The sequence below is a fragment of the Candidatus Nitrohelix vancouverensis genome, from assembly GCA_015698305.1.
In the GTDB taxonomy this organism is placed as follows: Bacteria; Nitrospinota; Nitrospinia; order Nitrospinales; family VA-1; genus Nitrohelix; species Nitrohelix vancouverensis.
Map to the genome: position 1 here is coordinate 3,026,436 of CP048620.1, position 25,746 is coordinate 3,052,181.

22 protein-coding genes and 2 tRNA genes are annotated in these 25,746 nt (G+C 50.2%); 10 read left to right on the forward strand and 14 right to left on the reverse strand.

The genetic code is table 11. From position 1 onward, the window contains the following. A complete protein-coding gene (locus G3M78_14060) occupies positions 1 to 1,305 on the reverse strand; it encodes a M18 family aminopeptidase (protein QPJ66460.1) in 1,305 nt (434 codons plus the stop codon). A 234-nt stretch (positions 1,306 to 1,539) separates the two neighbouring features. On the opposite strand from G3M78_14060, the gene G3M78_14065 reads away from it, so the two are divergent. After that, complete coding sequence (locus G3M78_14065) at positions 1,540 to 1,857, forward strand: hypothetical protein (protein QPJ66461.1); 318 nt, start codon at positions 1,540 to 1,542, stop codon at positions 1,855 to 1,857. 23 nt (positions 1,858 to 1,880) lie between these two features. Here the strand turns inward: G3M78_14065 and G3M78_14070 are convergent, their stop codons facing one another. Both G3M78_14070 and G3M78_14075 read right to left on the reverse strand, forming a co-directional pair. Beyond that, complete coding sequence (locus G3M78_14070) at positions 1,881 to 2,276, reverse strand: biopolymer transporter ExbD (protein ID QPJ66462.1); 396 nt, start codon at positions 2,274 to 2,276, stop codon at positions 1,881 to 1,883. Between the two features lie 5 nt (positions 2,277 to 2,281). Further along, positions 2,282 to 3,091 carry a MotA/TolQ/ExbB proton channel family protein gene (locus G3M78_14075; GenBank protein QPJ66463.1) on the reverse strand — a complete coding sequence of 270 codons (810 nt, stop codon included), beginning with the start codon at positions 3,089 to 3,091 and terminating at the stop codon, positions 2,282 to 2,284. Between the two features lie 146 nt (positions 3,092 to 3,237). Between G3M78_14075 and bamD the strand changes: the two genes are divergently transcribed. From bamD to G3M78_14100, 5 genes are all read left to right on the forward strand, one after another. Further along, positions 3,238 to 4,002, forward strand: a complete 765-nt coding sequence (bamD, locus tag G3M78_14080) for an outer membrane protein assembly factor BamD (protein QPJ66464.1) — start codon at positions 3,238 to 3,240, stop codon at positions 4,000 to 4,002. Positions 4,003 to 4,016: 14 nt separating this feature from the next. Continuing rightward, a complete protein-coding gene (locus G3M78_14085) occupies positions 4,017 to 4,886 on the forward strand; it encodes an RNA polymerase sigma factor RpoD/SigA (GenBank protein QPJ66465.1) in 870 nt (289 codons plus the stop codon). A 24-nt stretch (positions 4,887 to 4,910) separates the two neighbouring features. After that, positions 4,911 to 5,495, forward strand: coding sequence for a glycerol-3-phosphate 1-O-acyltransferase PlsY (gene plsY, locus G3M78_14090; GenBank protein QPJ66466.1), 585 nt, complete (start codon positions 4,911 to 4,913; stop codon positions 5,493 to 5,495). Positions 5,496 to 5,560: 65 nt separating this feature from the next. Further along, positions 5,561 to 5,635: transfer RNA gene (locus G3M78_14095), tRNA-Gly, on the forward strand. A 33-nt stretch (positions 5,636 to 5,668) separates the two neighbouring features. Further along, a tRNA-Cys gene (locus G3M78_14100) sits at positions 5,669 to 5,742 on the forward strand. A gap of 209 nt (positions 5,743 to 5,951) precedes the next feature. Here the strand turns inward: G3M78_14100 and G3M78_14105 are convergent. The 10 genes from G3M78_14105 to G3M78_14150 form a co-directional block, all read right to left on the reverse strand. Further along, a complete protein-coding gene (locus tag G3M78_14105; protein ID QPJ66467.1) occupies positions 5,952 to 8,672 on the reverse strand; it encodes a PAS domain-containing protein in 2,721 nt (906 codons plus the stop codon). Between the two features lie 2 nt (positions 8,673 to 8,674). Continuing rightward, a complete protein-coding gene (locus G3M78_14110) occupies positions 8,675 to 9,559 on the reverse strand; it encodes a hypothetical protein (protein QPJ66468.1) in 885 nt (294 codons plus the stop codon). A 170-nt stretch (positions 9,560 to 9,729) separates the two neighbouring features. After that, entirely contained in the window at positions 9,730 to 10,854 is a 1,125-nt protein-coding gene (locus tag G3M78_14115; protein QPJ66469.1) for a PepSY domain-containing protein, read from the reverse strand. Between the two features lie 33 nt (positions 10,855 to 10,887). Further along, positions 10,888 to 13,215 carry a TonB-dependent receptor gene (locus tag G3M78_14120; protein QPJ66470.1) on the reverse strand — a complete coding sequence of 776 codons (2,328 nt, stop codon included), beginning with the start codon at positions 13,213 to 13,215 and terminating at the stop codon, positions 10,888 to 10,890. A 316-nt stretch (positions 13,216 to 13,531) separates the two neighbouring features. Then, positions 13,532 to 14,557: a FecR family protein gene (locus G3M78_14125; GenBank protein ID QPJ66471.1), complete on the reverse strand. Its 1,026-nt coding sequence runs from the start codon at positions 14,555 to 14,557 to the stop codon at positions 13,532 to 13,534. Positions 14,558 to 14,668: 111 nt separating this feature from the next. Further along, positions 14,669 to 15,157: a sigma-70 family RNA polymerase sigma factor gene (locus G3M78_14130; GenBank protein ID QPJ66472.1), complete on the reverse strand. Its 489-nt coding sequence runs from the start codon at positions 15,155 to 15,157 to the stop codon at positions 14,669 to 14,671. 299 nt (positions 15,158 to 15,456) lie between these two features. Continuing rightward, entirely contained in the window at positions 15,457 to 16,668 is a 1,212-nt protein-coding gene (locus G3M78_14135; protein ID QPJ66473.1) for an RtcB family protein, read from the reverse strand. 127 nt (positions 16,669 to 16,795) lie between these two features. After that, entirely contained in the window at positions 16,796 to 17,317 is a 522-nt protein-coding gene (locus tag G3M78_14140) for an OBAP family protein (protein QPJ66474.1), read from the reverse strand. A gap of 145 nt (positions 17,318 to 17,462) precedes the next feature. Next, positions 17,463 to 18,107, reverse strand: coding sequence for a response regulator transcription factor (locus G3M78_14145; protein ID QPJ66475.1), 645 nt, complete (start codon positions 18,105 to 18,107; stop codon positions 17,463 to 17,465). Continuing rightward, positions 18,097 to 19,422 (reverse strand): GAF domain-containing sensor histidine kinase, encoded by a 1,326-nt coding sequence (locus G3M78_14150; GenBank protein ID QPJ66476.1) that lies wholly within the window; start codon positions 19,420 to 19,422, stop codon positions 18,097 to 18,099. The genes G3M78_14145 and G3M78_14150 overlap by 11 nt, the downstream gene beginning before the upstream one ends. A gap of 143 nt (positions 19,423 to 19,565) precedes the next feature. Here G3M78_14150 and G3M78_14155 point away from each other — a divergent pair, with 143 nt between their 5' ends. Continuing rightward, a complete protein-coding gene (locus G3M78_14155) occupies positions 19,566 to 20,333 on the forward strand; it encodes a formylglycine-generating enzyme family protein (GenBank protein ID QPJ66477.1) in 768 nt (255 codons plus the stop codon). A 1-nt stretch (position 20,334) separates the two neighbouring features. Here the strand turns inward: G3M78_14155 and ftsY are convergent, their stop codons facing one another. Further along, the gene (gene ftsY / locus G3M78_14160; protein ID QPJ66478.1) at positions 20,335 to 21,297 is read right to left on the reverse strand and encodes a signal recognition particle-docking protein FtsY; all 963 of its coding nucleotides are present in this window, start codon (positions 21,295 to 21,297) and stop codon (positions 20,335 to 20,337) included. A 374-nt stretch (positions 21,298 to 21,671) separates the two neighbouring features. Between ftsY and G3M78_14165 the strand changes: the two genes are divergently transcribed. The 3 genes from G3M78_14165 to G3M78_14175 are packed head-to-tail and all read left to right on the forward strand — an operon-like array spanning position 21,672 to position 25,746. Continuing rightward, positions 21,672 to 23,456, forward strand: coding sequence for a radical SAM protein (locus G3M78_14165; protein QPJ66479.1), 1,785 nt, complete (start codon positions 21,672 to 21,674; stop codon positions 23,454 to 23,456). Further along, entirely contained in the window at positions 23,453 to 24,001 is a 549-nt protein-coding gene (locus tag G3M78_14170; protein QPJ66480.1) for a glycosyltransferase family 9 protein, read from the forward strand. Before G3M78_14165 ends, G3M78_14170 begins: the two co-directional genes overlap by 4 nt. After that, positions 23,998 to 25,746: a radical SAM protein gene (locus G3M78_14175; GenBank protein ID QPJ66481.1), complete on the forward strand. Its 1,749-nt coding sequence runs from the start codon at positions 23,998 to 24,000 to the stop codon at positions 25,744 to 25,746. Before G3M78_14170 ends, G3M78_14175 begins: the two co-directional genes overlap by 4 nt.

Here is a 25,746-nt window from a genome sequence, read left to right on the forward strand (position 1 = left end):
TCAGCGCGAAAAATATTCTCTGAACGCGCGGGTCACATATTCATGATCCAGACTGCCCGACATCTCTCGAATCGAATGCATTGACAGCATCGGGCTTCCAACGTCCACCGTGGGAATGCCCAGCGTGGACGCGGTGATGGGACCTATCGTGCTTCCGCACATCAGATCCGAACGAATCGCAAATTTCTGAAGCGGAACCCCCGCCTTCTGACAAAGCGCGTCGAACTGCGCGCAGGTTTTGCCATCCGTCGCGTATTTCTGGTTTGAATTCCATTTGATCACCGGCCCCTTGTTCAATTGCGGCAAGTGTTGCGAGTCGTGTTGATCCGAGTAGTTTGGGTGCACCGCATGCGCCATGTCCGCCGAAATACAAAAGGAACGGGACAGAGCGCGTAGAAACGCTTCCCGCCCCGGCGTTTGCATCGAGCGTTCGAGCAAATCCCTTAGAAATGGAGAGACTGCGCCCTGCGCCGACCCGCTTCCCACCTCTTCATGATCGTAGCAAATGACAATGCGCGAGGTCTCGACCTCTTCAGGCGATTCCACCAGCGCCATCGTAGCCGCATGACAGGAAGCCAGATTATCGAGACGCGGAGAGAAAATAAATTCCTCCTGAGCGCCGCCGAGCGAACCCGGTTGGGTGTCGTACAGGGCCAGATCCAGACCGACGATATCGTCCGGACCACACTCCAGTTTTTCAGCCAGCATTTGTTTCAACGTGGAAGACGGCGACGCCTTCCCCTCCGACTGCGTAAATATTGGAGGTAAGTGAAGTTGTCTGTTGAGAAGCAAACCCTTATCGTTCACCTCCCGATTCAGATGAATCGCCAATTGCGGGATTCTTAGCATAGGTCGGTCAAAACGAAGCAGACCTTCTCGTATTCCATCCGAACTACGGTGAACGACGCGCCCTGCCAGCGACAAATCGCGATCCGTCCAAGAAGCCAGCAGAGCGCCTCCATAAACTTCGACGCCCAATTGAACGTAGCCGCTTTTTTGATATTCAGGATTCGGCTTCAGCCGCAAATTGGGACTGTCCGTGTGCGCGCCGATAATGTGAAAGCCCGTCTCCTCTGGAGTGCGCATGCCAATGGTGAAGGCCGCGATTGAGGCGCCGTTCCTGATCACATAGTAGCGACCGCCCTTTTTCAAGCTCCAGGCTTCGCCTTCCTTCAATTCGACAAAACCGCGAGGCTTCAAAAGCTGCACCAGCGCCGACACGGCATGAAAGGGCGTCGGCGCCGAATTGATAAAACTCAGTAATTGCCGACTTTGGGCATAGGGCGCCTCTTTTGTCTTATTCATGGTTTGCCCCCCCCTTTGAAAATTCAACAAGAAGACTCATCTCAAAAAACGGAATGTGTTCCGGCTTAATCATTAAAAATCCTTTTAAATGGGGCTGTTCCAAGCCCATTGATTACCTGCGCCAAAAAAAATATATCAGTCGACTCTCGCAATACCTTTCGCTCGGACGTATACTATTGGAGTATTGAATTCTGGCGTATTCACCAATGGCAACCTTTCAACCAAAGTCGACCCATGGCTATTATTCTGGAAGCGCAATTCAAAAATAAATTAAACTCCAAATTGTATAAATTCGACCCTCGCAACACCAGTGTCGAATACCACAAGGAAATTTTTTCAGAATTATTCAAGTTCCCGCAGTTCAAGGCGCATGTTGCGGCCTACATCGAAAGGAACTATTGCGTCGTGCTGAACGACGAAGACCACCCCGATCCGGTCTCAACCTTGAAAATCCTCAAACCGGAAGAAACTCGACGATTGAATGAATGGATCATCAATCGCAATCGAAGAGCGCATGTAATACAGTCAGACCGACCGGCGAAAAAATCCTGAATTGTTAATCTTAACTTTATAGATTATTTGACTGCGATACTGACGTCTTCAACGTGTTCAGCGTTGAGGACGCCCATCACCTCCACAACCTTGCCAAAGGACAGCCCTTTGTCCGCGTGGATGACCGCCGATTTTTTCTTCTCCGGTTCCATCTTGGCGAACATTTCCTCCAATTGCTGAACGGTGACCTGCGCTCCCGAAAAATAAATCTTGTGATCGATGGTCATTTCAATATTCAATTGTTTCGAAGGTTCGTTCGGAGTGGAGGCTTTGGAACTGGGCAGGGTCAGGTCCATGCGTCGGTTGAAATCAACAAACACCGTGGACACCATAAAAAAAATCAGCAGGAGAAAAACAACGTCGATCAGAGGCGTCAGATCCAGAGCAAAATTATCATCCTCTTCTTTTCTGAATTGCATTCCTTTTATTTCACCACCGAAGCCGGTTCCACTCCGGGATTTTTTGGAGACGCCGGATCAATGCCCGGTCTTCCAGCGCGTTTTCTGGGACGCGGTTTTTTCTGTCGAACTGCTTCATAGGAAAGCTCCTCGACCAGTTGAAATGAAATCTCCTCCATCTCAAATACATAACGGTCGATCTTGCCTCTGAAATAATGATACAAGGCCAATGCAGGAATTCCGACCACCATGCCTGCCGCCGTGGTGATCAAAGCTTCAGAAATACCGCTCGCCACCAAACCCGGATTGCCCGTACCGCTCTGGGAAATCACGTCGAAGGCTTTGATCATTCCAAACACCGTACCCAGCAGGCCCATCATCGGCGTGATGTTAGCGACGGCGCCCAGCACTCTCAAATTGGAATTCATCAGGGAGGCTTCATGCTGTCCCGCCCCTTCGATGGCGCCTTCAATTTCATCCAGCCGACCGCCAAAACGCAACAAGCCCGCCTTGAGGATGCGCGCCAGGGAATTATCGTAAGCGTTGCAAAGTTTCAGCCCCAATTGCACATCCCGCCAGTCCCATTGATCCCGGACGCTTTCAAGAAAATCCGGATTGACAATATTGGAACGGCGCAAGTTATAAGCGCGTTCCATAGATATTCCCACCATCAAAATCGAACAGAAAATGATGGGATACATCATGAAACCGCCTTTCTCAATGATCGACAGCAGGCCCCAGGATGGCGTCCCCTCTGCGGCAAACGCCGTTGAGGGAATAATTTCACTAACGCCCGCTAACAAGACTGGCGCAACTGCTTTAAAAAAACGGTGCATAAGGCTCCCTATTATGTAGTAACCTTCCAAGCCATTGTTATAACATGAAAAAAACACCCATATCAAACTCAAAGGAAATCAATTTCCCCGCTTGGTAGGTAGCGTCCAATTCATATATAATAAACCAAGACAATCCAATGCGACTCATGAATTCATTCAGATACAAGAAACTTGTCAGTTTAACCCTTGCGCTCATCCTCCTGTTCTCAGGCGCTGTCGCCTGCGACAAGAAAAAGAAACGTTTCGAGCTTCCCGCCGACGAATTGCTCGCCAAAGGCAAGCTGTTCATGAAAAACCATAATTCCCTGAAAGCCCGGGAAGCTTTCGAACAGATTTTGGAAGAATACCCGAATAGCGCCGAACGGATTCCCGCCCTCATGCTTCTGGCCGACGTTCATTATAATGACGAGGAATTCCAGGAATCCAAATTTCATTACGTTAAATTCACGCAACAGCATCCGGCCCACAAACATGTAGACCGGGCTTTTTATTATTCCGCAATGTCGGACTACCGGCAAATGGATATCGCCGCGCGCGACCAGACCTATACAGAAAAGGCCATCGAAGAATTTGAAAAACTGTTGAAGAGTTTCCCAGACAGCCGATTTGCCGAAGATTCCAAACGTAAAATCCAGGAGTGCAAAGACACCCTGGCTCTCAATATTTTTCAGATAGGAAAATTTTATTTTCGCACCCAGTCCTATCAGGCCGCCATCGGACGTTTTCGGCGCGTCATGGCCGAATACCCCGATCAATCCTATATAGACGAAGCCATGTATCTGATGGGAGAATCCTATTATAAAGAACAGAATTTTGAAGAATCGCAAAAAATTTTTAAAGAATTGCTCACAAAGTACCCAAGAAGTAAATTCTCGCTTGAATTAAAAAAACGCATTAAAACCACTCGATAATTGAAAGCCATCCCATGACCCCAAAGTCACCGGGTAAAAAAACTAAAAAGAAATCTCAACTCTCAGGAGCCGATGCGCTGGGCCGATACATGAACGATATCAGCCGAATCCAACCTCTCAAGAGAGAGGAAGAAATCGCTCTGGCCCTGAAAGCATCGGACAACAACGTCGAAGCCCTGCAGGAACTCATTCGCAGGAACCTGAAATACGTCGTCAGTGTCGCAAACAAGTACCGTGGCTTTGGCATGTCTATTCAAGACCTGATAGAAGAAGGCAACATTGGACTGGTGCAGGCCGCAAAACGCTTTGACCCGGACCGCAAGGTCCGCTTCATCACCTACGCCGTCTGGTGGATTCGCCAGGCAATCCTGCACGCTCTGGCCGACCAGGCCCACACCGTCAGAATCCCCGTGAAACAGGCGGGGAAAATGTCCAAAATCGGCAGATCCATCAAAGGCCTCACGCAATCGCTGGACCGGGAACCGACGCAAACAGAACTTGCCAGAGACATGGGACTCAAGGAAGAAGAGATCGAAAATATCCTGCGCGCCTACCGCACCGGGGTCTCGCTCGACAGCCCGCTCAAAGGCGACGTTGAAACGCCGTATATCGACCTGCTCGAAAGCGCCGACGCGATTCCTTTCGACGACCAGATCATGAAGGACACCCTCCGCGATAAAATCGACGTCCTCCTGAAAGACCTCAGCGAACGGGAAGAAACGATTTTACGCCTTCGCTTCGGGTTCAATGGAGACTCCAAAACTCTGGAAGAAATTGGCCTGGAACTGGGGCTATCCAGAGAACGGGTTCGCCAGATTGAGAAAAAAGCGAAGAATAAATTAAAACTCAAATCCAAGTCGCTGGGAATCGAAGACCAGGACTGACGAATTTCAACGCCGATTCAAACAATGGAATTAACGCTCATCATTTTTTTATCGTATTTTCTCGGCTCCATTCCCTTTGGAGTTGTGGTTGCGCGCAGCCAAAAAATCAACCTGCAGGAACACGGAAGCGGCAATATCGGAGCAACCAACGCCGGTCGCGTGCTTGGGAAAAAAGCCGGCCTCATCACTCTCACAGGCGACGTGTTGAAAGGCATCGCCGCCGTGGCCATCGCCGATATCTGGCTTGGAACCTCCATAGCGATTGCCCTCGCCGGACTGTTCGCCTTCATCGGGCATTTGTTCTCTGTCTTTTTAAAATTCAAGGGCGGCAAGGGAGTCGCCACCGGTATTGGCATACTGGCTTACGCCATGCCCTTCACCGCCCTGTCCGCGATCGGGATATTCGGCGCAAGCCTGTGGGTTTGCCGCTATGTTTCCCTGAGCTCCATTCTGGCTTCGCTCAGCGCTCCTGTTTTTGCGCTTTTCTTCCATGAGCCGTCTCCCTATGTCTATCTTTCAACGATTGTCAGCCTGCTCATCATCGCCCGGCACCGGAGCAATATCGAGCGTCTCGTTGCTGGAACGGAAAGTAAATTTGCGCAAAAATAGAATTTGACAAACGCCGCACCGCTACTATAATGTAGGCATCCTTTAAGGGGAATCAACACAGTAATGCGGGAGTAACTCAGTGGTAGAGTGCAACCTTGCCAAGGTTGAAGTCGAGGGTTCGAACCCCTTCTCCCGCTCCACCCCTTCCCCTTTCCTCCATATATACAAATTCAGGCGCCGTCGCCAAGTGGTAAGGCAGAGGTCTGCAAAACCTTTACCGGCGGTTCGAATCCGCCCGGCGCCTCCATTTAATTTCAATAGCTTACAGCCTCAGATCATTCCTGCTCCATTGGAGTCTAAATAGCTTCCCGCCACAATGCGTTTTTTAGGTACGCGCCCCAAGAACGAGCCGCCTGATGTCGCTGTTTGAAGGAGCAAAACTTTCTGAGAGGGGTCCAAACAAAACCCTGCAACATATTATGTCTCGTTCAGCAAGGTAAGGTTATCGCAAGGGGGTCAGTTGGACTGTATTTTTTTCAATAGCATATCCGCCTCCTTGAGTTTAGTGATCTCAGAGAAGGTGACAACCAAACCATCGATTTTGTTTTCGGAGGTGCGGTAAGGGAAAATACGAATCTGGTACCAGAGCGATTCGGAGGTTTGAACTTCCACCTCTTTATAGACAAGCGTGTCCAGAACTTCCCGGAAATCTTCTGAAATTCTGTCGTATTTGAGTTTGGAAACAATATCGCTGACGGGTCGCCCGATGTCGGACGCGATTAAATGAATGACTTTTTTTGCTTCTGTGGTGAACCGTTTTATACGCAGATCGCTATCCAGAAAGATGGTAGCAATATTAGTGCTGTTTAGCAGGTTGTTCATATCGTCATTTGCCTGAGAATACTCATCGATCTTGCTTTGCAGTTCTGAGTTGGTCGTCTGTAATTCTTCATTCAGCGACTGCATTTCTTCTTTAGACGTTTCGATCTCTTCATTCGAGCTTTGCAACTCTTCATTTGTGGACTGCAACTCTTCGTTGGTCGATTTCAATTCTTCATTCGTTGCTTCCAGCTCTTCAATCGTTCTTTGCAGACTCTCCCTGGTGTATTGCAATTCTTTCTTAAGCTTTTCAACAATAGAGGCGTATTCTTTTTGAGATTGAGATTTGCCGGCCCCGGTCTTCCCGGTAATTCTGGATGGTTCGGCGATTTCAAATGTCACCAGATACAGAGCCTGGAGGCTCTCAAGGTCGCTGATGCTATGCACGGTTAGATTCACGAAGACGTCTTTGCCGTTGATTGAAGTCGTCGTGCCCTTAACGATGACAGATTTCTGTGCATGAGACGCCTGTCTCAGCGAGCTTGCCAAATCAACTTTCAACTCATCGCGAACCATCGTGAGCACGTTAAGGCTTGGGACTCCTGAGGTGTGCTCGAGAAATTGTCCCGTTTTCCCATGAATATGGAAAATCTCTCCACGACTGTCAACAACCACGCCTGATGGCAAAAGATGTTTGACCATATACTTTTCAGCCAGGGTTCGAACGGCTTGCGTGTCCACTCTTCCGATTTGGACTTTGGGACTTAAATCATTTTGATTCGATTTAGTAACACTCCCCGAAAAAGCGCCTACAGAACTTGCTGGCATTGAATTCGCAACTTCATTTCTTGTATAAAATCTCCACTTTTTATTGATTGGTTGAAACAAATTAGACTTGCGCCCCGTTGTTTCTGAACTCCCTAGAAAAAGGACGCCGCCGGGGTTCAGGGAATAATGGAAAAGCGAGATGATTCTGCCTTGAAGGCTGTTATTCAGGTAGATCAACAGATTCCGACAGGAAATCAAATCCAGCTTTGTGAAGGGAGGGTCCTGAGTGACGTTTTGTTGGGCAAAAATAGCCGTTTCCCGGATATCTTTTCTTATGCGATAGCTATCGTCTTCTTTTTGAAAAAAGCTCTGCAAGCGTTCAGAAGACACATTCGCGGCGATTCCCTCAGGATACAAGCCCGCCCTTGCCGCATCAATGGCATGTGGGTCCAGATCCGTGCCAAAAATCTGGATATTAATCCTTTTGTTCAATGTATCCAGGCATTCTCTCAAAAGGATAGCCAAAGAATACACTTCTTCTCCACTGGAACAACCAGGCGCCCAGACGCGGAAAGTCTCTCCTTCTTTCTTGGACTTCAACGCCGCAGGAAGAATTTTTTTCTTCAGATAGTCGAAAGAGTCAGCATCCCGAAAAAAGGAAGTGACTCCAATAAGGAGCTCATTGAACAGAACTGAGGCTTCCGAAGCGTTTTTCTCAAAAAATTTCGTGTACTCTTTGAACTCTTTAAAATGATGAATCGCCATGCGCCTTTCAATCCGGCGGCGCACGGTATTGAGTTTGTACATCGAAAAATCGTTGCCGTTTTTTTTCTTCAACAGCATAATTATTTTTTGAATTTCGCTCTCTGCAAATAGATCGACTGCAGAAGACGCTACTTCTGATTTCAGAGGAGAATGTTGAATGTATTTTATAAGTTGCGAAGGCATTTTCCCCGGAGGCAGGATGTAGTCAACCAATCCGGTCGTAAAGGCGCTGTTGGGCATTCCGTTAAATTTCGCGGTACTCCCCTCCTGGGCCATCGACATACCAGATTCACCCTTGATCGCCCGCAAGCCCAGAGTGCCGTCGGTTCCGATGCCTGAAAGAATAATACAAATGGCATTGCCTTTCTGGTCTTCAGCCAGAGAATTCAAAAAGAAATCTATGGGCAACGAGGAACCGCGCGGAAGCGGACAATCCGAAAGCTGAAAAGTTTTTTTTGAAATCGCAACGTTTTTTCCAGGTGGACTCAAATAAACGCAATTAGGCTTAACTTTTAATCCGTCTGTTATCTCTGAGACAGCCATATTCGTGCATTTACCGAGTAACTCTGGCAAGAGTGAATGTCGATTCGGCTGTTGATGAGTGATTATTACGAAAGCCACGTCAGGATTGGCGGGAAAATTGGCAAAGAATTCTTCAAGAGCCTCCAAGCCGCCCGCAGAGGCGCCAACCCCCACAATCGGAAAAGAATGGAGCGTCGACGTTATGACACGGACGACTTGCTTCGGTTTTGAAGCTGTACCCGCTGTCGTTTTTTTTACTTTAGTTTTGGATCTGCTTTTTTTGAGCGCCACACGAGGAGATTTGGAATCTGATTTTTTGGTGGGCTTGGCGCTTGAACTCTTAGACTTTGCTTTTTTGGGCATCGTTACTCATTTCCGAATTCTTTTCGGAGTCGTTCAATTGACTCCCGATTATTCTGAATTTGTATTTTAGCATTTGAAACATGCTCAATCGCAGATAAAACAACTCGCTTCGAAAGAGACAGATGGATATTGAGTGAATTCAAAAGGGTTAATGCATGATTAAAGATATCATCTCCCTTTTTGTCTAAATTGGACAATTCCTCTAAAGTCAAAAGTTGGTCCAGCATTTTCGGAATTCCCGTCTGGGTGGATTGAATTTTCGCGCTCAAAGTATTCATTTCTTCAAAGCGATTTTCAAAATCAAACCATTCGGGTTCAAACATACCCTTAAGACAAAGTTTCTCCTCAATCCGTTCCATTTTCTCGGAACTCTCATACAAATTTTGAGAAGAGCTGAAATCCATGTCCTGCAACTGATGCTGGTAATAGTTAATTTTATTAAATTCCACCCCAAACTTTAAAGCGCTGGAAATGGTATCAACGATCGGTGAGGCGCCTCGGCAATAATAGGAATGGATCTCTCCATCGGAAACCATCGATTTCAGTTTCTCTGTTTGAGCATGACAGGCATCGACATCCAATATTCTCGATGATAAGGGGGAAAACGTTTCGCAGTTCTTTAAGAATGCAATGGCATCGGCTCTGTTTGAAGAATCGGCTGTTGCCCAAATCACTGAAAAGGGAGTAGCTTTATTTTCCAAACAATCGATGCCGCTTTGAAATGATCCAGCATAACCATGGGTGTCAAAAGAATCCTCTGACACCTCACGAATCAAATCAGCGTAGGAAGAATAAGGCGCCACGACCAAGATCGATTGTTGTAAAGTCTTCATCTCCACACCTCTTTTCCAAGGAGCAGTAATCTGAAACAACTGCCCCAGCTTCATTCTGTTCTGCCGGTAAGGTTTCAGATGACAGAAATAGTTTTGCACCAGCAAGAAGCGGTTCTTATTTTCAGCCCATGTAAATGAACATACGCCTTTTCATTGAAAATAGCTTGAAAATAGTGAGACGGCATGCCAGCGAGGCGCCCTCGCCAATCACCTTGAGCGTCCATTTATATTCCACGGCGCTGATTCATCCAGATTCTGACTCCCGTAATATACAAAATCAATGGAAGCAATCCGGAGATGAAGACGATCACCCTGCCGGGCAGGCCGAAGGCTTCTCCATTGTGCAAGGGAAACTGCCATTCCATGAAGACATCTCCCGCCGTCATCTCTTCCGGTCGCTGGATCAGCAGCGCCTCGCCTGTGTAGGCATCCATATAGACCCGGCTGGCGCCTCCGGTTCTACGCACCTCTCCCGGACTGCGCAAGGTTGCCTGAATGAAACCCTCCGCGTTATCCGGAAAATAAATATATTGAAGATCGGCGTCGGGGAAAACAGCGCGGGCCTTCCGCTCGGCTTCCTCAAAGGAGATCATATTCGCGTTCTTCGGGATTGAAGATTTTAGATGAGAGGGGTACTCAAAGGTGAGAGGTGAGAATATTTTGACGACCGGTTCGACAAGCCCTGGCAGGCTCATCGTCACGCCAGAGAACACAACGACGAACACAACCAGAGTCGAGTAAACGCCGAACAAGCGGTGCAGGTCAAAATTGAAACGCTTGGGCCTGGCTCCCTTATAAAATTTCAGGGAACGTTTCCACTTGCCGGGCGATGGCCACCAAAGGTACAGACCCGTCGCAATGGATACGATCATGCACAATCCGGTGATCCCGACCAGTATCCGCCCCGGCTCGTCGAGCAAGAGCCGCCAGTGCAAATCGTAGACGAGGCTCATCAAATGATCGTCTTTAATGCGTTGGCCCAACACCCGTCCGCTGACCGGGTCTACCATGATTTCCATCGTGCGGGGCAAACCGTCCACCGCAGAATCGCGCAGTCGCACGACGAAAGCCGCCCCCTCCCTTCTCGGCATCGCTATGGAGATTGAAGACGGTTCAAACGAAACAACCCGACGCGCCGCGCCTACAACAGCATCCAGGGATTGAGCGACACCACGATTGTTTGTCGTCAACAGGTCCGCATTCAGCCACTCATCCAGACGATGGTCAAAGACGATGCAACTTCCCGTCAATCCAACCAGAACAAAGGGCAGTCCCAGCACAAGCCCAAGGTAAAGATGCGTTTGTTTCCACAATCGACGCGCGGCCAGTCGAGCGCGTTTCACAGCCACGGTTCAATCATCAACATCAGGCAGAATCCACGCTCACCACTTGGTCGTGTAAGTCATGGACACCGTAGTTCCCTGAGCGGCGTAATAACTGGAGTTGGAGTTGCGGGCCTGAGCCTGACTCGGCGCGTAATACAAAGCGTTGAACATGTTTTCCACTCCCAGATCCACCTGCCCATAGGGAGTTGTGAAACCTGCAGAAAAATCTGCCGTGAAGAAGTCGTCCACATTGCCGTTGCCATAGGTCGTATCCGAGTCGCTAAAAGGCTTGCGTTGTGAAGAATACAGAACCTGAAAACGATTGGTCCACCAGGGATAGGGTGTGTACTGCGCGTAAGCCGTACCGCGCGGCACCGCGATGTATTCCGAGCCCAGAGGATCGCTCCCGCTCACCTTGCTGACTTCGCCATCCTGATAGGTGCCGACGCCGCCGAAGGTCCAGTTGCCGATGGGATTACTGTCAATCACCAATTCAACGCCCCAGATTTTTTGCGGCTGACGGGTATTAATAAATGGCTGGTTGGTTGCGACCTGGGTCAGACTCGCCGCCAGTTCAGAATCCGAATAGAACATGCTGGCCTCAAAACGCCCCCAGCCATGAGAACTCCGCAGGCCCATTTCATATTGGTCCGTTGTTGCGGGTTGCGGATCGAGCGAGCCGGCGCTGGTGGCGTTGAAAGTCGCGCGTCCCACCTGCGACACGTCGAAGCCCTGGCTGAATCCTGCAAAGACATTCATCTGATCGTCGATATGGTAGACAACGCCCGCATTGAACAAGGTTGAATTATATGTAATGTCTCCTCCATGAAAGGCTTTGCCGGGGTAATCGGTACGATCCGCAAGGCTCACGCTCTCAATGCCGACAAAAAACTCTTCATGACGCACGCCGAACGAAAAATTGAAATTCTCCACAGGCAAGTCCCATTGCCCGTACACCGCCACGCTGTCCTGCGTCGTCTCCGGAACCAGCACCAGACCGGTGGAGGAACAAAAGTCACCTATTCCAGAGCCGTAGCATTTTTCCACATCCTCATAACGTAAAAGATCAACGCCCCAGTTCATTGTCAATCCCGACACCACGCTCAATGGGGAAATGACGTTGAAACGTGCGCCCAGTCGAGAGTCCGTCGTGCCCAGACCGTTCTGCGCCCGCCTGTCCTCAAACTCCTGAAAGAAATACGTCATGTTGAATTGGTTGCCGCCAATGTTCTGATGGCTGTACTGGGCGTTGATGTTTATATTGTGACGGTAGGCTTCATCCACAGGCAGGGCAAGGCCCGACGAGTCCAGTATTTTGGCGTCCGCGCGCTTGAACCCAAAGACGCCATTCGCCGCTGTTATTGCCTTGTCCGGATCCTGACGAAAATAATTGAAGTTCAATCGAGTGGACTGGTCGTCTGTGAGCTGATACCCCAGCGACCCGCCCAGATTGAAATACTTGTTTTCGTATCCAAAATTCAAGGTACGCTTGCCGGTCGCATCATACGCGCCGTCCCGATCTTCAAATCCAAAATTGAACAAATAATCCAGTTTGCCATCGGTTCCGCTCACATCCTGATAAAGTTTTTTGCTCAAACTCGAATCCACATGAGCCGCGGAAAAACCCAATCCGACCCGGCTGGTGAACACCGGTTCTTCGCTGGACGCCCGTTTGGTGATGATATTGATGATGCCGCCCTGCGCCCCAAATCCATAGGTCGCGCTGGCGCCGCGCACCACTTCAATCCGCTCCACCGCATTGATGTCCACCGTTTGCAGATTGATTCCCACATCCCTCAATAAAGTATTTTGCGGAACGCCGTCGATCAGAACCAGTGCGGATCGACCGCGAATCTGCACCAGATCAAAATTGGATTCAGGGTCCAGCGTGACGCCGGGAACCGTTTTGCCCAACAGGTCATTGATGTCTGAAGACAGGCGAGCCTGTTGCTCGATTTGATCCTGATCGATGATCGTGATTGATTCGGGTATGGAGGAGATGGAGGTTTTTACGCGACGCGCCGTGACGGAAACGCCGTCGAGGCGAAGCTCTGCGCCCTGCCCATTGAGCTTTTTCAGCTTCAGGATATGATTGCCCGTGATCTCAAAATCGAGGCCCGAGCCCTGAAGCAATTGACTGAGAACTTCATCCTTCGTGAACTTTCCCGATATCCCCTGTGTGCGCAAACCTTCCACAAGAGAACTGTCATACGCAAGAGTCAGCCCGTTTTGATCGGCAAACTGATTCAGGGCAGACGCTAAAGGTCCTGCGATTATGTTGTAAGACGCCTGCTTCGAGTCCTGAAACGCGGAATGCAGGCTTTTCCCATCCCCCTCATCTGCGTAAGCAGATTCGGAAAAGGATGCGCCCAGCCAGAAGCTCATTGCTAGCGTCAAGACGAATTTGGAAGCAGTTAAATATTTTTTAAAATATGGCCTCGCTGATAATTGCATCATTAACCCTTCCCGGAAAACTATTGGAAAATTGGGGTCGCATCAAATAAACGCGATTGTCCGTTACTGGTTAAACGGGCGAGTGACTAAAATGAGGATGTTTGAAAAAAATAAAAATTAGCGCGGAAAACAGAGGGGAAAACTCTTGAATACAATTAAAGCTTGATTTAAAAAATGGCGGGTTAAAACAATGAAAACATCTGCGCAGTTCGCTCGCGCAATAAAACAAGATCAGGGAAACGCAAGGTCATTGATAAATTATTACCATCCCTCCCAGCCGAACGGACTTCAAATTCAGAGAGGATTCCAGCGCATCCAGCGCCAGCAAGGGATCTTCAATCGAAAACACGCTGTTGACTTTCAACTCCGCAAGCGATGCGTCTAAAATTTGAATGCGTCCTGAATAAAATCGATTCAGTTCGTCTATCACCTCTCCTAAAGGTTTATTTTCAAATATGAGCTTGCCGCGTCGCCATGCATTCGATTCTTCGAGGAGAACGTCCGGTTGAGCTTCCAGACCCTTGCGTGGTCCAAAAACCACTTGCTGGGCTGGTTTCAAAATATTTCGTTCGACGGTTCCCTTTTTTGGGTTCGGATAGGCCACTTCCACCGTATTTTCCAAAACGGTGACGGTCGCATTGCCCTCATTCAATCTCACGATGAAAGCCGTTCCCAGAGCCGTCGCCGTTCCGCCAGCCGCTTCCACTCGAAAAGGACGTGATGCGTCATGCGCCACCTGGAACTCGGCCTCTCCCTTTAACAAATGAATGGTTCGATCGCTATCGTCAAAATCCACATCGACCGCCGATGCGGTGTTTAGATGGACGAGAGAACCATCGGGAAGGGTCAGGCTTTTCATCTCACCGGTCGCTGTAACGGCGTCTGCCGTCAATTCCAGCATCAGTGAGCCGCCGCTAAGCATGAAGAAAAATGCCAGCGACGCCGTCAAGACAGCGGAACCCATCCATAATTTTTTCCCGGAGTTTGCGCGGGCCGACGGCAAGGTCGAAGCATTGAGAGGAGAAGATTCGGCGTCGCAGGCCTGATCTTCTACCGGCGTAGCGGTCACGGCTACAGGCAATTGATCCAGATCGCTCCATACAGATGAAACTTGTTTCCAGGCTTTGGCATGTATCGGGTCTTTCCGAAGCCAACGCTCGAAGGCGTCTTGTTCTTCTGCATTTAATACTCGCGAGTCCTGACGCACCAGCCAGGCCGTCGCTATATCCAGCGTTTCTTTGGGGATCATTGCATTATCACTGTTTCCGGACACGCGACCTCTTCTTTCCACGTCCCAATTAAGAACCCACACAACGTCTGTTCCTATGATATAGGACGGTCGACTTTCATTCCAGAGGAAGTAGCGAACAACAGAGAAACAGGGTCACTTCGCATCATTCATCCGTTGCAGGCAATGACGCAGCGCCTTGCGTAAATGTTTTTCAACCATATTACGGCTGATTCCCAGACGCTCGGCGATTTCAGCCTGACTCATCAATTCAAATTTTCGCATCACAAAAACCTGACGGCATTTTGCAGGCAGTTCGTCGACAGCCTGCTGAAACAGAACCAGCCGCTCACGGTGGATCAGCTCCGAATCGGCTGAAACCTGGGCGTCGGGAATGGCTTCAGAAACCTCCCCCTGCACCATGTGGCGCGAAACCAACTGCTCCCGGCGCTTCCGGTCGATCAACAGATTCTTCGCTACCTTGTATAGAAAGGCGCGCGGATATTCGACAGGACTCTGGGATGAACGACCGACAGCCCGAAGCCAGGTGTCATGCAGAATATCTTCAGCAACAGACGGGCAACCAATCTTCTGAATCAGATAGGCTTTGAGCTCGTCATAGTAAGCTTCGAAAGTAGAGGCCAATGGCGGAGCCCCACCCTCATTCATAAACCCACATTAAGTTAATTTGGAACATGACTGAAACTCCCTTGAAAGGTGCATCAGAAGACTTTAATTTTAATAATGATTATTATTATCAAAATTATCCAGAACTGTCAATGCTCGGGCGAGCCCTCCAAAATACCAACACCAGTTCCCGAAAGACTAACCCACTATTTTTTCAAAAAGTTAGAACAGCGCCCCCAATACCCCCTAGAAATATACCCAAAATCCTCTGTAATTCATTTTCATTAAAAGACTATTTTTAAGCCCTCCCAAACCTGCTAGTCGCCCTTGATGGAAACGACCTGGCGCAATTCATGAACGATATCCACCAGATCGGTCTGCGCGGCCATGACCTGATCGATGTCCTTATAGGCTGAAGGGATTTCGTCAATGATGGATTTGCGGTGATTGTATTCGATGCGCTCCATGCTGGCCGCAAGGTCTTTCTCTGAAAAACGTTTGCGCGCGGCGGTTCGGCTCATCGTTCGCCCTGCCCCGTGGGAACAACTTTCGAAGGATTCGGGATTGCCCTTGCCGCGCACAATATAGGAACGGGTCCCCATCGAACCGGGGATGATGCCCATTTCCCCCTTGCGCGCTCGAATCGCTCCTTTGCGCGTCACATACACTTCTTTGTCATAATGCCGCTCAACAGACACGTAGTTATGATGGCAATTGATGTTTTCGCCACGCGTCTCCAGCTTGGGGATTGCGTGTTTCACATTTTTCACAATCGACGCCATCATCGCCTTCCGATTCTCGCTGGCATAGTCCTGCGCCCAGGCGATGGCGTTAACGTATTCCGCAAACTTCGCGGAATCTTTCGTGAAATAGGACAGGTTCTTATCCGGCAGACGCGCGCCCTGTTTCTCCATTTCTTTTTTAGCTTGAGCGATGAAGTGCATGCCGATCATATTGCCGATACCCCGACTGCCGGAGTGCAACATGAACCAGACACGATCTTCTTTATCCAGACAAATTTCTATGAAATGGTTGCCCGAACCCAGCGTGCCCATTTGTTGCGCCCAGCGTTTCGACTTCGCTTTATCGCCAATCCCTTTCAAATTTGAAAAAGTCAGGCTCATGGACCTCAGCGCCTCATCCAGCCAGGGGAATTTATCCACGGGAACATTTCGGTGCGCGCCGCCCGCGCCAAGAGGAATATCCCGTTCAATAGAATGACGAATCTCGCGCAGGGAATCTGGCAAATCCTGAGAACTGAGATTCGTCTCCACCGCCATCATGCCACAGCCGATGTCCACACCCACCGCCGCAGGAACAATGGCGTCGATAGTGGGGATCACCGAGCCGATGGTCGCACCCATGCCCCAATGCACGTCCGGCATGACCGCGATCCATTGATGCACGATGCCTTCAGGCAATTTGGACATATTGATCAATTGTTCCATCGCGCCCGAATCCACGTCGTCTGTCCAGATTTTCACCGGAACCCGACCTTGTTGAATGACCTGCTTCACTGCTTTCTCCATGCATTAATTGCTTCAATTATTTTAACTGAAAAAACGAATCATCACCTGAACAGGGATCGGTATCGCCCGATAAAAAACGGCGCCTCCCCGCCAGGGGAAGACGCCGCTCGATCAAATCTTAATCAATCTATTCTTTGACTTTTCCGTGCGTGGCTTCCCAATGCCCGACGGATTGTGGAATGCCCACCGTGCCGTCCGGGATCGGAGCGCCTTCCGGCCATAGGTGAAAAATGATGCCGTCGGTGTTACCCACATACTCCGCCAGTTTCTTTTGCTCTTCCGGGTCGCTGGGGTGATGAATGGCCACTCGACCCGTCGCAATTTCTTCCGCATGGTCGTGCCAGTTTTTCTTGTGCGACCATTCAGGAATCACCTTGCGCGCCAGTTCTTTCGAAACCATGTACTCCACTTCTGTCATGCGCGCGTTGGGGTCCGTGGACTCAAAGAGAATGCACTGAATGATATCCTTGTTGATCGGCTTGCAATAATGATGAAACGGCCCAACAACCTCGCCGTTCATCACATGCGGCGCCGAAACATGAATGGTGTAGCCGTCCAGAGGGCTGGCGGGCGCGGCCTGAACCGGACTCCACATTAATAATAACGCCGCCATAGCGCCTGTAACTGTTTTTGCGATTGCCTTGCTCATTGCCTATCTCCTTGTTCAAGTTGAACTATTTTTTTCAAAGAAAAAAATCCTCCCACAACACAACTCAGACTACGGAAGTCGGTCCTTCAAAACAATTACAGGAATATCGAAAGACATGTAGCGCTTTCACTACACAGACAAGAGATCATCCTCCGATCAAATGATTTCTAAGAGCGTAATGGATCAGGTCCGCATTGCTTTTCAAATCCAGTTTATCTAGAACTCGCGAACGGTAAGTGCTGACCGTATTGATGCTGATCGCCAGCTCATCGGCGATGTCTTTGAGCTTTTTCCCCGTTGCAATCCGGTAGAACACCTGAAACTCACGATCCGTCAGCCGCTCATGCGGCGCGCCTTCTTTTTCGCCCTTCAGCTCAAAAACAAGTTTATCCGCCAGGGCAGAACCAATATAAGTCCCCCCGCCAGCCACTTTTCGCACCGCCTCGACCAGTTGTTCCGGCGCGGCGCTTTTCCCGAGATAGCCCGAAGCGCCCGCCTTTAAAAAACGCGCGCCATAATGTTCCTCAGGAAAAATACTGAGGATGATGACTGAAAGACGCGGCTTGATGGATTTCACCTGCGCTAAAACATCCAATCCGTTCTTGCCGGGCATGTCGTAATCCAGCAACAAAACGTCTATCTCCAATTCCTGAGCTTTGCTAAGAGCCTCGACACCATCTTCGGCGATCCCTACGAGTTCAAAATCCGACGCCTCGGAAATGATCTGCGTCAAGCCCCGGCGGACGACGGCATGATCGTCGGCGATAAGAATTTTAATTTTACGACTCATCAACTCGCCGCCTTGCGTTCAATGGAATGCGAACCGTCACCAAAGCGCCCCTCTCATTCTCAAATTCAACCGAACCATTGCGCATCAATGCGCGTTCACGCATTCCCAGAATCCCCAATGACTGTGCATCCTCAGTTTTTTTCAGGTCCAATCCCTTGCCATTGTCAGAAACCTTCATAATCACCGATTCATTTTCCAGGGAGAAACAAACGCTCACCCGGCTTGCATCCGCGTGTCTCAGAACATTGGTCAGTGTTTCCTGAAAAATCCTGAAGAGGATCGTCTCCAGCTCGGGGTCCGACTCCATTCCATCCAGCGAACCCTTCAACTCGGTTTTTAAACCGCTTCGCTTTTGAAATTCCTCCAGTTGCGATGAGACCGCCTCCCACAGACCAAAGGTATCGAGCATCACCGGTCGCAATTCCGCAGAAATCCGTTGCACCGAGCGCATCGTGGCGTCCGTCGCCTGTTTCATCTGCGCAATTTTTTTCAACGCCTCTGCATCCTTAGCGCAGTCGCTCTCAAGAAAAGCGAGATCCATTTTCAATCCGGTCAAGGCCTGACCGAGTTCGTCATGCACTTCGCGCGCGATGCGGGTTTTCTCTTCTTCGCGAATCGACTGAATATGATTGCCAAGGTCGCGTAATTTACGGGCGCTGGCTTCGAGTCTTTGCGATAGCCGCGTCTTCTCTTCGATTTTCTGTTCAAGATCGCGATTGGCCGTTACCAGACTTTTTGTCTGCGCATGAACCATCTCCACCAGACGGTTCTTATAATCTTCCAGTTCCCGAGACTCCTGCCTCGACTGAACCGCATGCGCCATCAGCCCTCCTATGGAAAGCAAAACTTCCTGACTGTGCTTGTACCAGCTCGGCTCGGTGTTCGTGTACAAAAACATGATTCCGACCAGACGGTCGTGTAATTTCATTGGCACGATATAATGTCCGTGCGCCGTCATGTCCGTGAAGGTTCGTTCATGTCGCGGGTCGGTGAAACAGGATTCGCTCATCAGCAATTCCCCGGACTCTGCCGCTCTGCCGCACAAGCAACTGCCGTAGGGAACCACTTTCTCTTTCTCCATAAACTCTTCGGACAAGTCGCCTATGACAGCAAAGAGATTGAGAACCTTTCCGGCCTCATCAGCCAGAAAAATTCCCGCCTTCCGCTGAACCTTGATCTCTTCAAATTGCGTGATCGCGCGCAGAGCGCTCTCGAGGATGGATTTGATATCGCCGGGTTGATTGAGAGCTTTGACCACCTCGTGCAAGGTCTGATACTCGTGATTGATCAGGTGGTCTTTTTTTTCAGTTTCCACATCAATTCCAGTCGCAAAGGCTTTCAATGAATGAGGCAACTTGACAATCGCAAGGGTGCGTTGCGGATTGATTTCCTATATAGTATACGCGTTAAAAATGCATTCAAGTCGAATTTATCAACGCCGCCATCAGTCATTTTCTCATGCTTGCTCTTCGCACAATCCTCATTCTTTTAGCCAGCGTTCAACTCAGTCTGGCGCAGGCGCAAACTATGGAGGCGCTTGAGACCGCGAAATCTCCATTCAGCAATATCCAGTTCGTTAAAATTCCAGGCGGATGCTTTCAAATGGGAACCGACAAGGGGTTCAAATTTGAAGTCCCGAAGCATGAAGTCTGCGTCGATTCATTTTTTCTCGCCACGCATGAAACCACCCAGCGCCAATGGGATTTGCTCATGGAAGAAAACCGTTCCCGCTTCAAGGGCGACGAGAGACCGGTCGAACGGGTTTCCTGGAACGACGCCAAAGAATTTATCCGTCGATTGAATGAGAAGGAAAATACCGATCGTTACCGTTTGCCAACGGAAGCGGAATGGGAGCGCGCCGCCCGCGCCGGAGGCGATACGCGATTTTTCTGGGGGGAAGAAATGAGCGAGGACTTCTGCTGGTATTTTGGCAACTCCGACTACCAGACCCACCCGGTCGGACAGAAGCGTCCCAATCCCTGGGGTCTTTACGATATGGCGGGCAATGTCTGGGAATGGACGGAAGACTGGTACGATTTCGGCTGGTACAAAAAAAGTCCGAAGGACAACCCGAAGGGGCCGCCTTCCGGCGTCTTCAAAGTCAGAAGGGGAGGTTCTCAGGCAAATTTAATCAGCCATATTCAGGCTCACACGCGCTACCGCTCCAAACCCGATAAGCGGCATTACATATTCGGTTTCCGCATCGCCTTTTCAGACGCGCCCTGATTCACGCATCTTCTGCCAGCAGGGCGTTGACAAATTCAGTCGGATTGAAAGGTTGCAAGTCCGCCGCCTGTTCGCCCACGCCGATGAAATACACGGGCAATTTCAATTCGCGAGCCAGATAAAACAAGACGCCGCCCTTGCCCGCTCCGTCCAGTTTCGTCATCACCAGACCCGTCACGCCAAGCGCTTCATGAAATAATCGCGCCTGTGAAATGCTGTTCTGTCCGATCGAGGAATCCAGCACCAGAAAAATCTGATCCGGCGCGCTGGGCGCCACTTTCTTGATGACCCGCGTCACCTTCTGCAACTCCGCCATCAGATTGGTATTGGTTTGCAAACGTCCCGCCGTATCGATCAGGGCCACATCCACATTGCGCCCCACCGCCGCCTGAACGCCGTCGTAAGCCACCGCCGAAGGATCGGCCCCGCTTTTCTGATGCACGCAGGGAATGTCCGAGCGACGCGCCCATTCCTGCAATTGTTCAATAGCGGCGGCGCGAAAGGTATCGCCAGCGGCCATGAGAACCTTTTTGCCCTGATTTTTCCAATAGGAGCCGAGCTTGCCGATCGTCGTCGTTTTCCCTGAACCGTTGACTCCCACCATCAACACAATCAACGGACCGTCGTCCTTGAATTCTATGGTTCCCTGATTGGCTTCCAGAATGCCCACCAGAATTTTCTTTAACAAATCCACCGCTTCCGGACGTTCGCGCACATTGTTCGCCTTGATCTCCTTGCGCAACTCGGCAAGAATGAACTCCGTCGCCGCCATTCCCACATCGGCGCTCAGCAGAGCTTCCTCCAGTTCCGTCATCAATTCCGGTCCGACATCGCCTTTGCGTCCCAAAATGGAACCCAGGCCGCCAGCCATGGATTGGCGCGTCTTCATCAAACCCTTCTTGAGACGCGAAAAAAATCCGGTTTTTTCCTCTTTCACTTCGTTTGCCTGACTCTCATCATTCATATTTCAAAAAAATCCATATTATCAACCGCTTTAAATAAAAAAAACCTCTGGCGGGCCGCGCAACTGACGTCCCAAATCAATCGAATATCTTTACAACTTGAAGAAAAGAAGTCAAGCCACAAACCCGCCCGATTCGAACTCGCCCGGCGATCCCTATTAAACGTAAAGTTTTATTTGATTTACTCCGATAGGGACATTAGACTCTTTTCGGAGGTTCGCCGTAGGGGAACCTTGTTCCGCCTGCGTCGAGTTTCGGCGCCAACCCACCCGGGGCCTTCCAGTTCTTTTCCGGACTGGTTCCTTTTCTCCCCTCTCAGGGTTACGCCATGAAATCCGAAAAGTATTAAACTACAACTTTTATCAAGAGACATTTCATGAAAGTCGCCGTTTGCAATTCGGTAGGGATCGACGCCGATGGCTACGCAATGATCCATTCTCCCAGCCGCTGGACCAACAGTTCGAAAGACCTGAATATTTTTACCTATTACCCCTGGCAGTTGGCTTATTGCTCATCCATCTTAAAAAGAGACACCGACCACGAAGTTCGTTTTTTCGACGGTTGTCTGGACAAACTGGACCACAACGCTTTTGTCGACAAAGTTTCGGAGATGGAACCCGATTTCCTTGTCATGGACAGCGCCACCCGCACAATAGCGGCAGACAGTCGCTTCGCCAAGGAGTTGAAAAAACGCTTTGGCACCAAGTTCATTATTTGCGGCCCGCACGCCACCACCTTCCCGGAAGAGGTGAGCGAATACGCGGATTATGTCGTTCTGCGCGAATACGAACACGTGGTGCGCGACATTCTTCAGAATAAAGATCCCAACGATATTCAGGGATTGTACCCCAATACAAATATACGACCGCCGCTGGACGTCAACGATTTGCCGCTCCCGGAAGACGACGACGTTTCGCGTTTGCGCTACGGCATGCCCGGCGAACCTTCCAGCGAATATCTGGAAATTCAGGCCTACGCTTCTCGTGGATGCCCACTGTCATGCAGCTTCTGCGTATGCGGCAATATCTCCTATCAACGCCCCAACTGGAGACCGCGCAGTCCCGAAAACGTGATCTATGAGCTACAGACCCTGCGCGCCAAATACCCGCAGATGGAAGGCATTTTCTTCGACGAAGAAGTCCATAACGGCAGTAAAAAATACATCCTCGATCTTACCAAGGCCATTCGCGACAACGGTCTCGCCGACCTGAAATACGACGTCATGTGCGGCCAATGGCCGATGGACGAAGAGGTTCTCGACAACATGAAATCGGCGGGTTATTACATGGTTCGCCTTGGTATCGAAACGGCGGGCGAACACGCCGCGCGCGGTATGGATCTGATGAAAAAATTCAACACCAGCAAACTGCGTCGCCTGATGGAATATGGAACCAAAATCGGTCTCAAATTCTACGGAACCTTCACCTTTGGCGGCGAAGGCTCCACCGATGAATGCGACAAGAAAACGCTTCACCTGATCCGAGATCTCGTCGAAAACCAATTGCTCTGGCGCTTTCAATTATCCATCAGCACGCCGCAACCGGGAACGCCATTCTATAATCGCATGCGCGAAAAAGGATTTCTGCGCGATCTCGACTGGAAACATTTCGACGGCGGCAACCATTGCGTGGTCGAAAACCCGGAGTATCCCGCTGAAAAAGTCATGGAAAATTTTCGCGCGGCGGAGAGCCTTTACGAACTCGGCTTCAACATGCGTTACTCCGAAACGGCGCAGGATAATTTTTCCGCAATGAATCTGGATTCCAAGGGCGACATTCTGATTTTCCGAAGTTCGCGCATGAAGCAATTCAACGACATTGTGCATTCCCTGCGCGAGCGGTTTGGGCAACCCATCACCGCCATAGGTCAGGAATCGGTCAGCGCCGAACTGAAACAGAATCCCAATCTCAATGAGGTCCATTTCTATGGAGACAGCCATTTCAACCATGCGCTCTTCCCGGAACCTCTACTGAATTCGCTCAAAGAGCGTTCCTTTGCCTTTGGCGTCATCCCCTACAATAATATTTCCGGCAACGGGTATTCAGAGGTGAAAGCCATCGCCAAACAGATCGGCGTTAAAAAAATTCTGGCAGTGAACGTTGAAGGCAAGGTCTTCGATCTGGAAAACCCTGGGGATTGCGGACGCGCGCATTTACGATGAGCGAGCCTGCCGAAGTCAAACGTATTCTGGTCATTCGATCCGCAACCCGGATTCTGAACGCAACTTTGGAAGCGCTCAAAAAAGAATTTCCAGACAGTCGCATCAGCCTGCTCAGTCCGCAGGCCGCATCCGCGTCTGAAGAAACCCACCCTTTGGTGGACGAAGTCGTCACGCTCGACGTGAAGGGTCGAATGACGCTCTGCGCTCTCGGCATGAAACAGTTTCGTCAACTGCGTCGCAAGAAATTCGACATCGCCGTTTCTCTTTACAATATTGAACATGGCATGGGCTACTCCAATATCGACCTGATCGCCTGGGCGATCAAGCCCAAGGCCATTCGCGGCTACAATTCCCGATTGACCTTTCAAAACATCGACGGTTGCGTTTTGCTGAGCAAAATCGTTTCCGAAAAATCCACCATTCTGATTTCCGCCGCAAACGCCCTGGCAACGGTCCTTCTGTTTTCAGCCATCACCCTGGGCCTGATCGTTGAATGGGGCCTTAGAAAAATCTACCCCGCGCCCGAGAAAAAACACGCCTTATGAAAATCGTCGTCGCCAATTCAGTCGGAGTCGATAGCAACGGCTTTCACATGGTGCACGTGCCCTCGCGCTGGTCGCTGGGCGTGAAGAACTTCACCAATTGCGGCTACTATCCCTGGCAATTGGCTTACACCTCCTCCCTACTGAAACGCGAGACCGATCATGAAGTCAAATTCATGGACGGCGCGCTGAACGGCTGGGATTTCGACGCCTACTTCAAGCAACTCGAAGCGCTGCAACCGGACTGGTTGATCATGGAAAGCTCCACCCGCACCCTGCGCGAAGACCTGCGCCTGGCCAAAGCGGCGAAGGATGCCTTTGGAACGCGCCTGATCTTCACCGGACAACACCCGATGGCCGACCCGAAAACCGTACTGCAAACCGCCGATTATGTATTGATCGGCGAATACGAATTCGCCGCGCTTGATTTGATTCAAGGGAAAAGCCCCGCAAGCATTCCCGGCGTTTATCCCAATGACCGGGGAGAATTGATCGACATCAACCGCCTGCCCTTCCCTGAAGACGACGACGTGCGACGCATCGATTATCACGAGCCTAACTGTCGCTACCGTCAGGTGCAAATGTACGCCTCACGTGGATGCCCGCGCCGTTGCAATTTCTGCGCGGCGGCGACCCTGTATTACGACGAACTCAACTGGCGCCCTCGACAAGTCGACAACGTTGTCGATGAAATCCGCAACCTGAAGGAAAAATATCCCGAAATGGAAGGCGTCTTCTTCGACGAAGAAGTCCACAATATCAAAAAATCCTTCAACATCGCCCTGGCGCGCGGAATTCGCGAGGCGGGTCTGGACAATTTACATTATGAAGCGATGTGCGAATACGCCTCGCTGGATGAAGAAGCTCTGGAGGAGATGCGCGCCGCCGGATATTACAAGGTAAGGATCGGGGTTGAAACGGGGAGCGATCAGGTCGCCGAGAAAATGACTCTCGGGAAAAAACACGATCTGAACAAGCTCAAAACCATTCTGAATTTTTGCAAAGAAATCGACATGACTGTGTATGGAACCTTCAGCATCGGCGGACTCGGTTCCAGTAACGATGAAGACAAGAAAACCGTCGACCTGATTTACGATCTGGCTTCACGAGGTCTCTTGCAGGAAGTGCAGGTCTCGATCAACACGCCGCAACCGGGAACCGACTTCTACAATTCCTGCGTTGAAAACGGAGAACTCACTTCAGATCTGGAGTGGGAAGAATTTGACGGCGGCAGACATGTCGCTGTGACCTATCCCGGCTATTCGTCTACGGCTATCATGGAGAACCGCGGCAAAGCGCTTGCCGCATTCGATCAAGGAAAAGCGGAATTCAATTCGAAAGCGTTTTTACGAACCGCGCAGAAAAGTTTTGAGGGAATTCCAGAGGACGCGCGCGTTCTTGTTCTGCGAAGCGCCCGCCCCTGGTTTGTGTCTCTGGCGCTCGAAGCGCTGGTCGCTTTTCGCAACGTCGCGCCAGATTTACTCGCTCAGGATGAAATACTCGAGCATTTCAAAAAACAAAAGGGGCTGGGCCAGCTGTACTCCTATGGCGCCGGTTTCTTCTCGCCCGAATGCTTTTCAGAGGAATTGCAAACCATCCTCTGCGAACGCCACTACGATATTTTGATGATTCCCGCCGCCAACAACCATCTTGCGGGATACAAAAATGTATTCGACGTCGCCAAACAACTCAAAGCCAAATCCATCGTCGCCGTCTTCCCCGAAGGCGATATCAAAACCCTGCTGTAA

Excerpts from the sequence above, each read along its gene's own strand:
- G3M78_14175 (QPJ66481.1), top strand. The coding sequence starts at position 23,998 with ATGAAAATCGTCGTCGCCAATTCAGTCGGAGTCGATAGCAACGGCTTT.
- G3M78_14165 (QPJ66479.1), top strand. The coding sequence starts at position 21,672 with ATGAAAGTCGCCGTTTGCAATTCGGTAGGGATCGACGCCGATGGCTAC.
- bamD (QPJ66464.1), top strand. The coding sequence starts at position 3,238 with ATGAATTCATTCAGATACAAGAAACTTGTCAGTTTAACCCTTGCGCTC.
- G3M78_14170 (QPJ66480.1), top strand. The coding sequence starts at position 23,453 with ATGAGCGAGCCTGCCGAAGTCAAACGTATTCTGGTCATTCGATCCGCA.
- G3M78_14060 (QPJ66460.1), bottom strand. The coding sequence starts at position 1,305 with ATGAATAAGACAAAAGAGGCGCCCTATGCCCAAAGTCGGCAATTACTG.
- G3M78_14075 (QPJ66463.1), bottom strand. The coding sequence starts at position 3,091 with ATGCACCGTTTTTTTAAAGCAGTTGCGCCAGTCTTGTTAGCGGGCGTT.
- G3M78_14120 (QPJ66470.1), bottom strand. The coding sequence starts at position 13,215 with ATGAGCTTCTGGCTGGGCGCATCCTTTTCCGAATCTGCTTACGCAGAT.
- G3M78_14070 (QPJ66462.1), bottom strand. The coding sequence starts at position 2,276 with ATGCAATTCAGAAAAGAAGAGGATGATAATTTTGCTCTGGATCTGACG.
- G3M78_14105 (QPJ66467.1), bottom strand. The coding sequence starts at position 8,672 with ATGCCCAAAAAAGCAAAGTCTAAGAGTTCAAGCGCCAAGCCCACCAAA.
- G3M78_14110 (QPJ66468.1), bottom strand. The coding sequence starts at position 9,559 with ATGAAGCTGGGGCAGTTGTTTCAGATTACTGCTCCTTGGAAAAGAGGT.
- plsY (QPJ66466.1), top strand. The coding sequence starts at position 4,911 with ATGGAATTAACGCTCATCATTTTTTTATCGTATTTTCTCGGCTCCATT.
- ftsY (QPJ66478.1), bottom strand. The coding sequence starts at position 21,297 with ATGAATGATGAGAGTCAGGCAAACGAAGTGAAAGAGGAAAAAACCGGA.
- G3M78_14140 (QPJ66474.1), bottom strand. The coding sequence starts at position 17,317 with ATGAGCAAGGCAATCGCAAAAACAGTTACAGGCGCTATGGCGGCGTTA.
- G3M78_14085 (QPJ66465.1), top strand. The coding sequence starts at position 4,017 with ATGACCCCAAAGTCACCGGGTAAAAAAACTAAAAAGAAATCTCAACTC.
- G3M78_14065 (QPJ66461.1), top strand. The coding sequence starts at position 1,540 with ATGGCTATTATTCTGGAAGCGCAATTCAAAAATAAATTAAACTCCAAA.
- G3M78_14145 (QPJ66475.1), bottom strand. The coding sequence starts at position 18,107 with ATGAGTCGTAAAATTAAAATTCTTATCGCCGACGATCATGCCGTCGTC.
- G3M78_14155 (QPJ66477.1), top strand. The coding sequence starts at position 19,566 with ATGCTTGCTCTTCGCACAATCCTCATTCTTTTAGCCAGCGTTCAACTC.
- G3M78_14135 (QPJ66473.1), bottom strand. The coding sequence starts at position 16,668 with ATGGAGAAAGCAGTGAAGCAGGTCATTCAACAAGGTCGGGTTCCGGTG.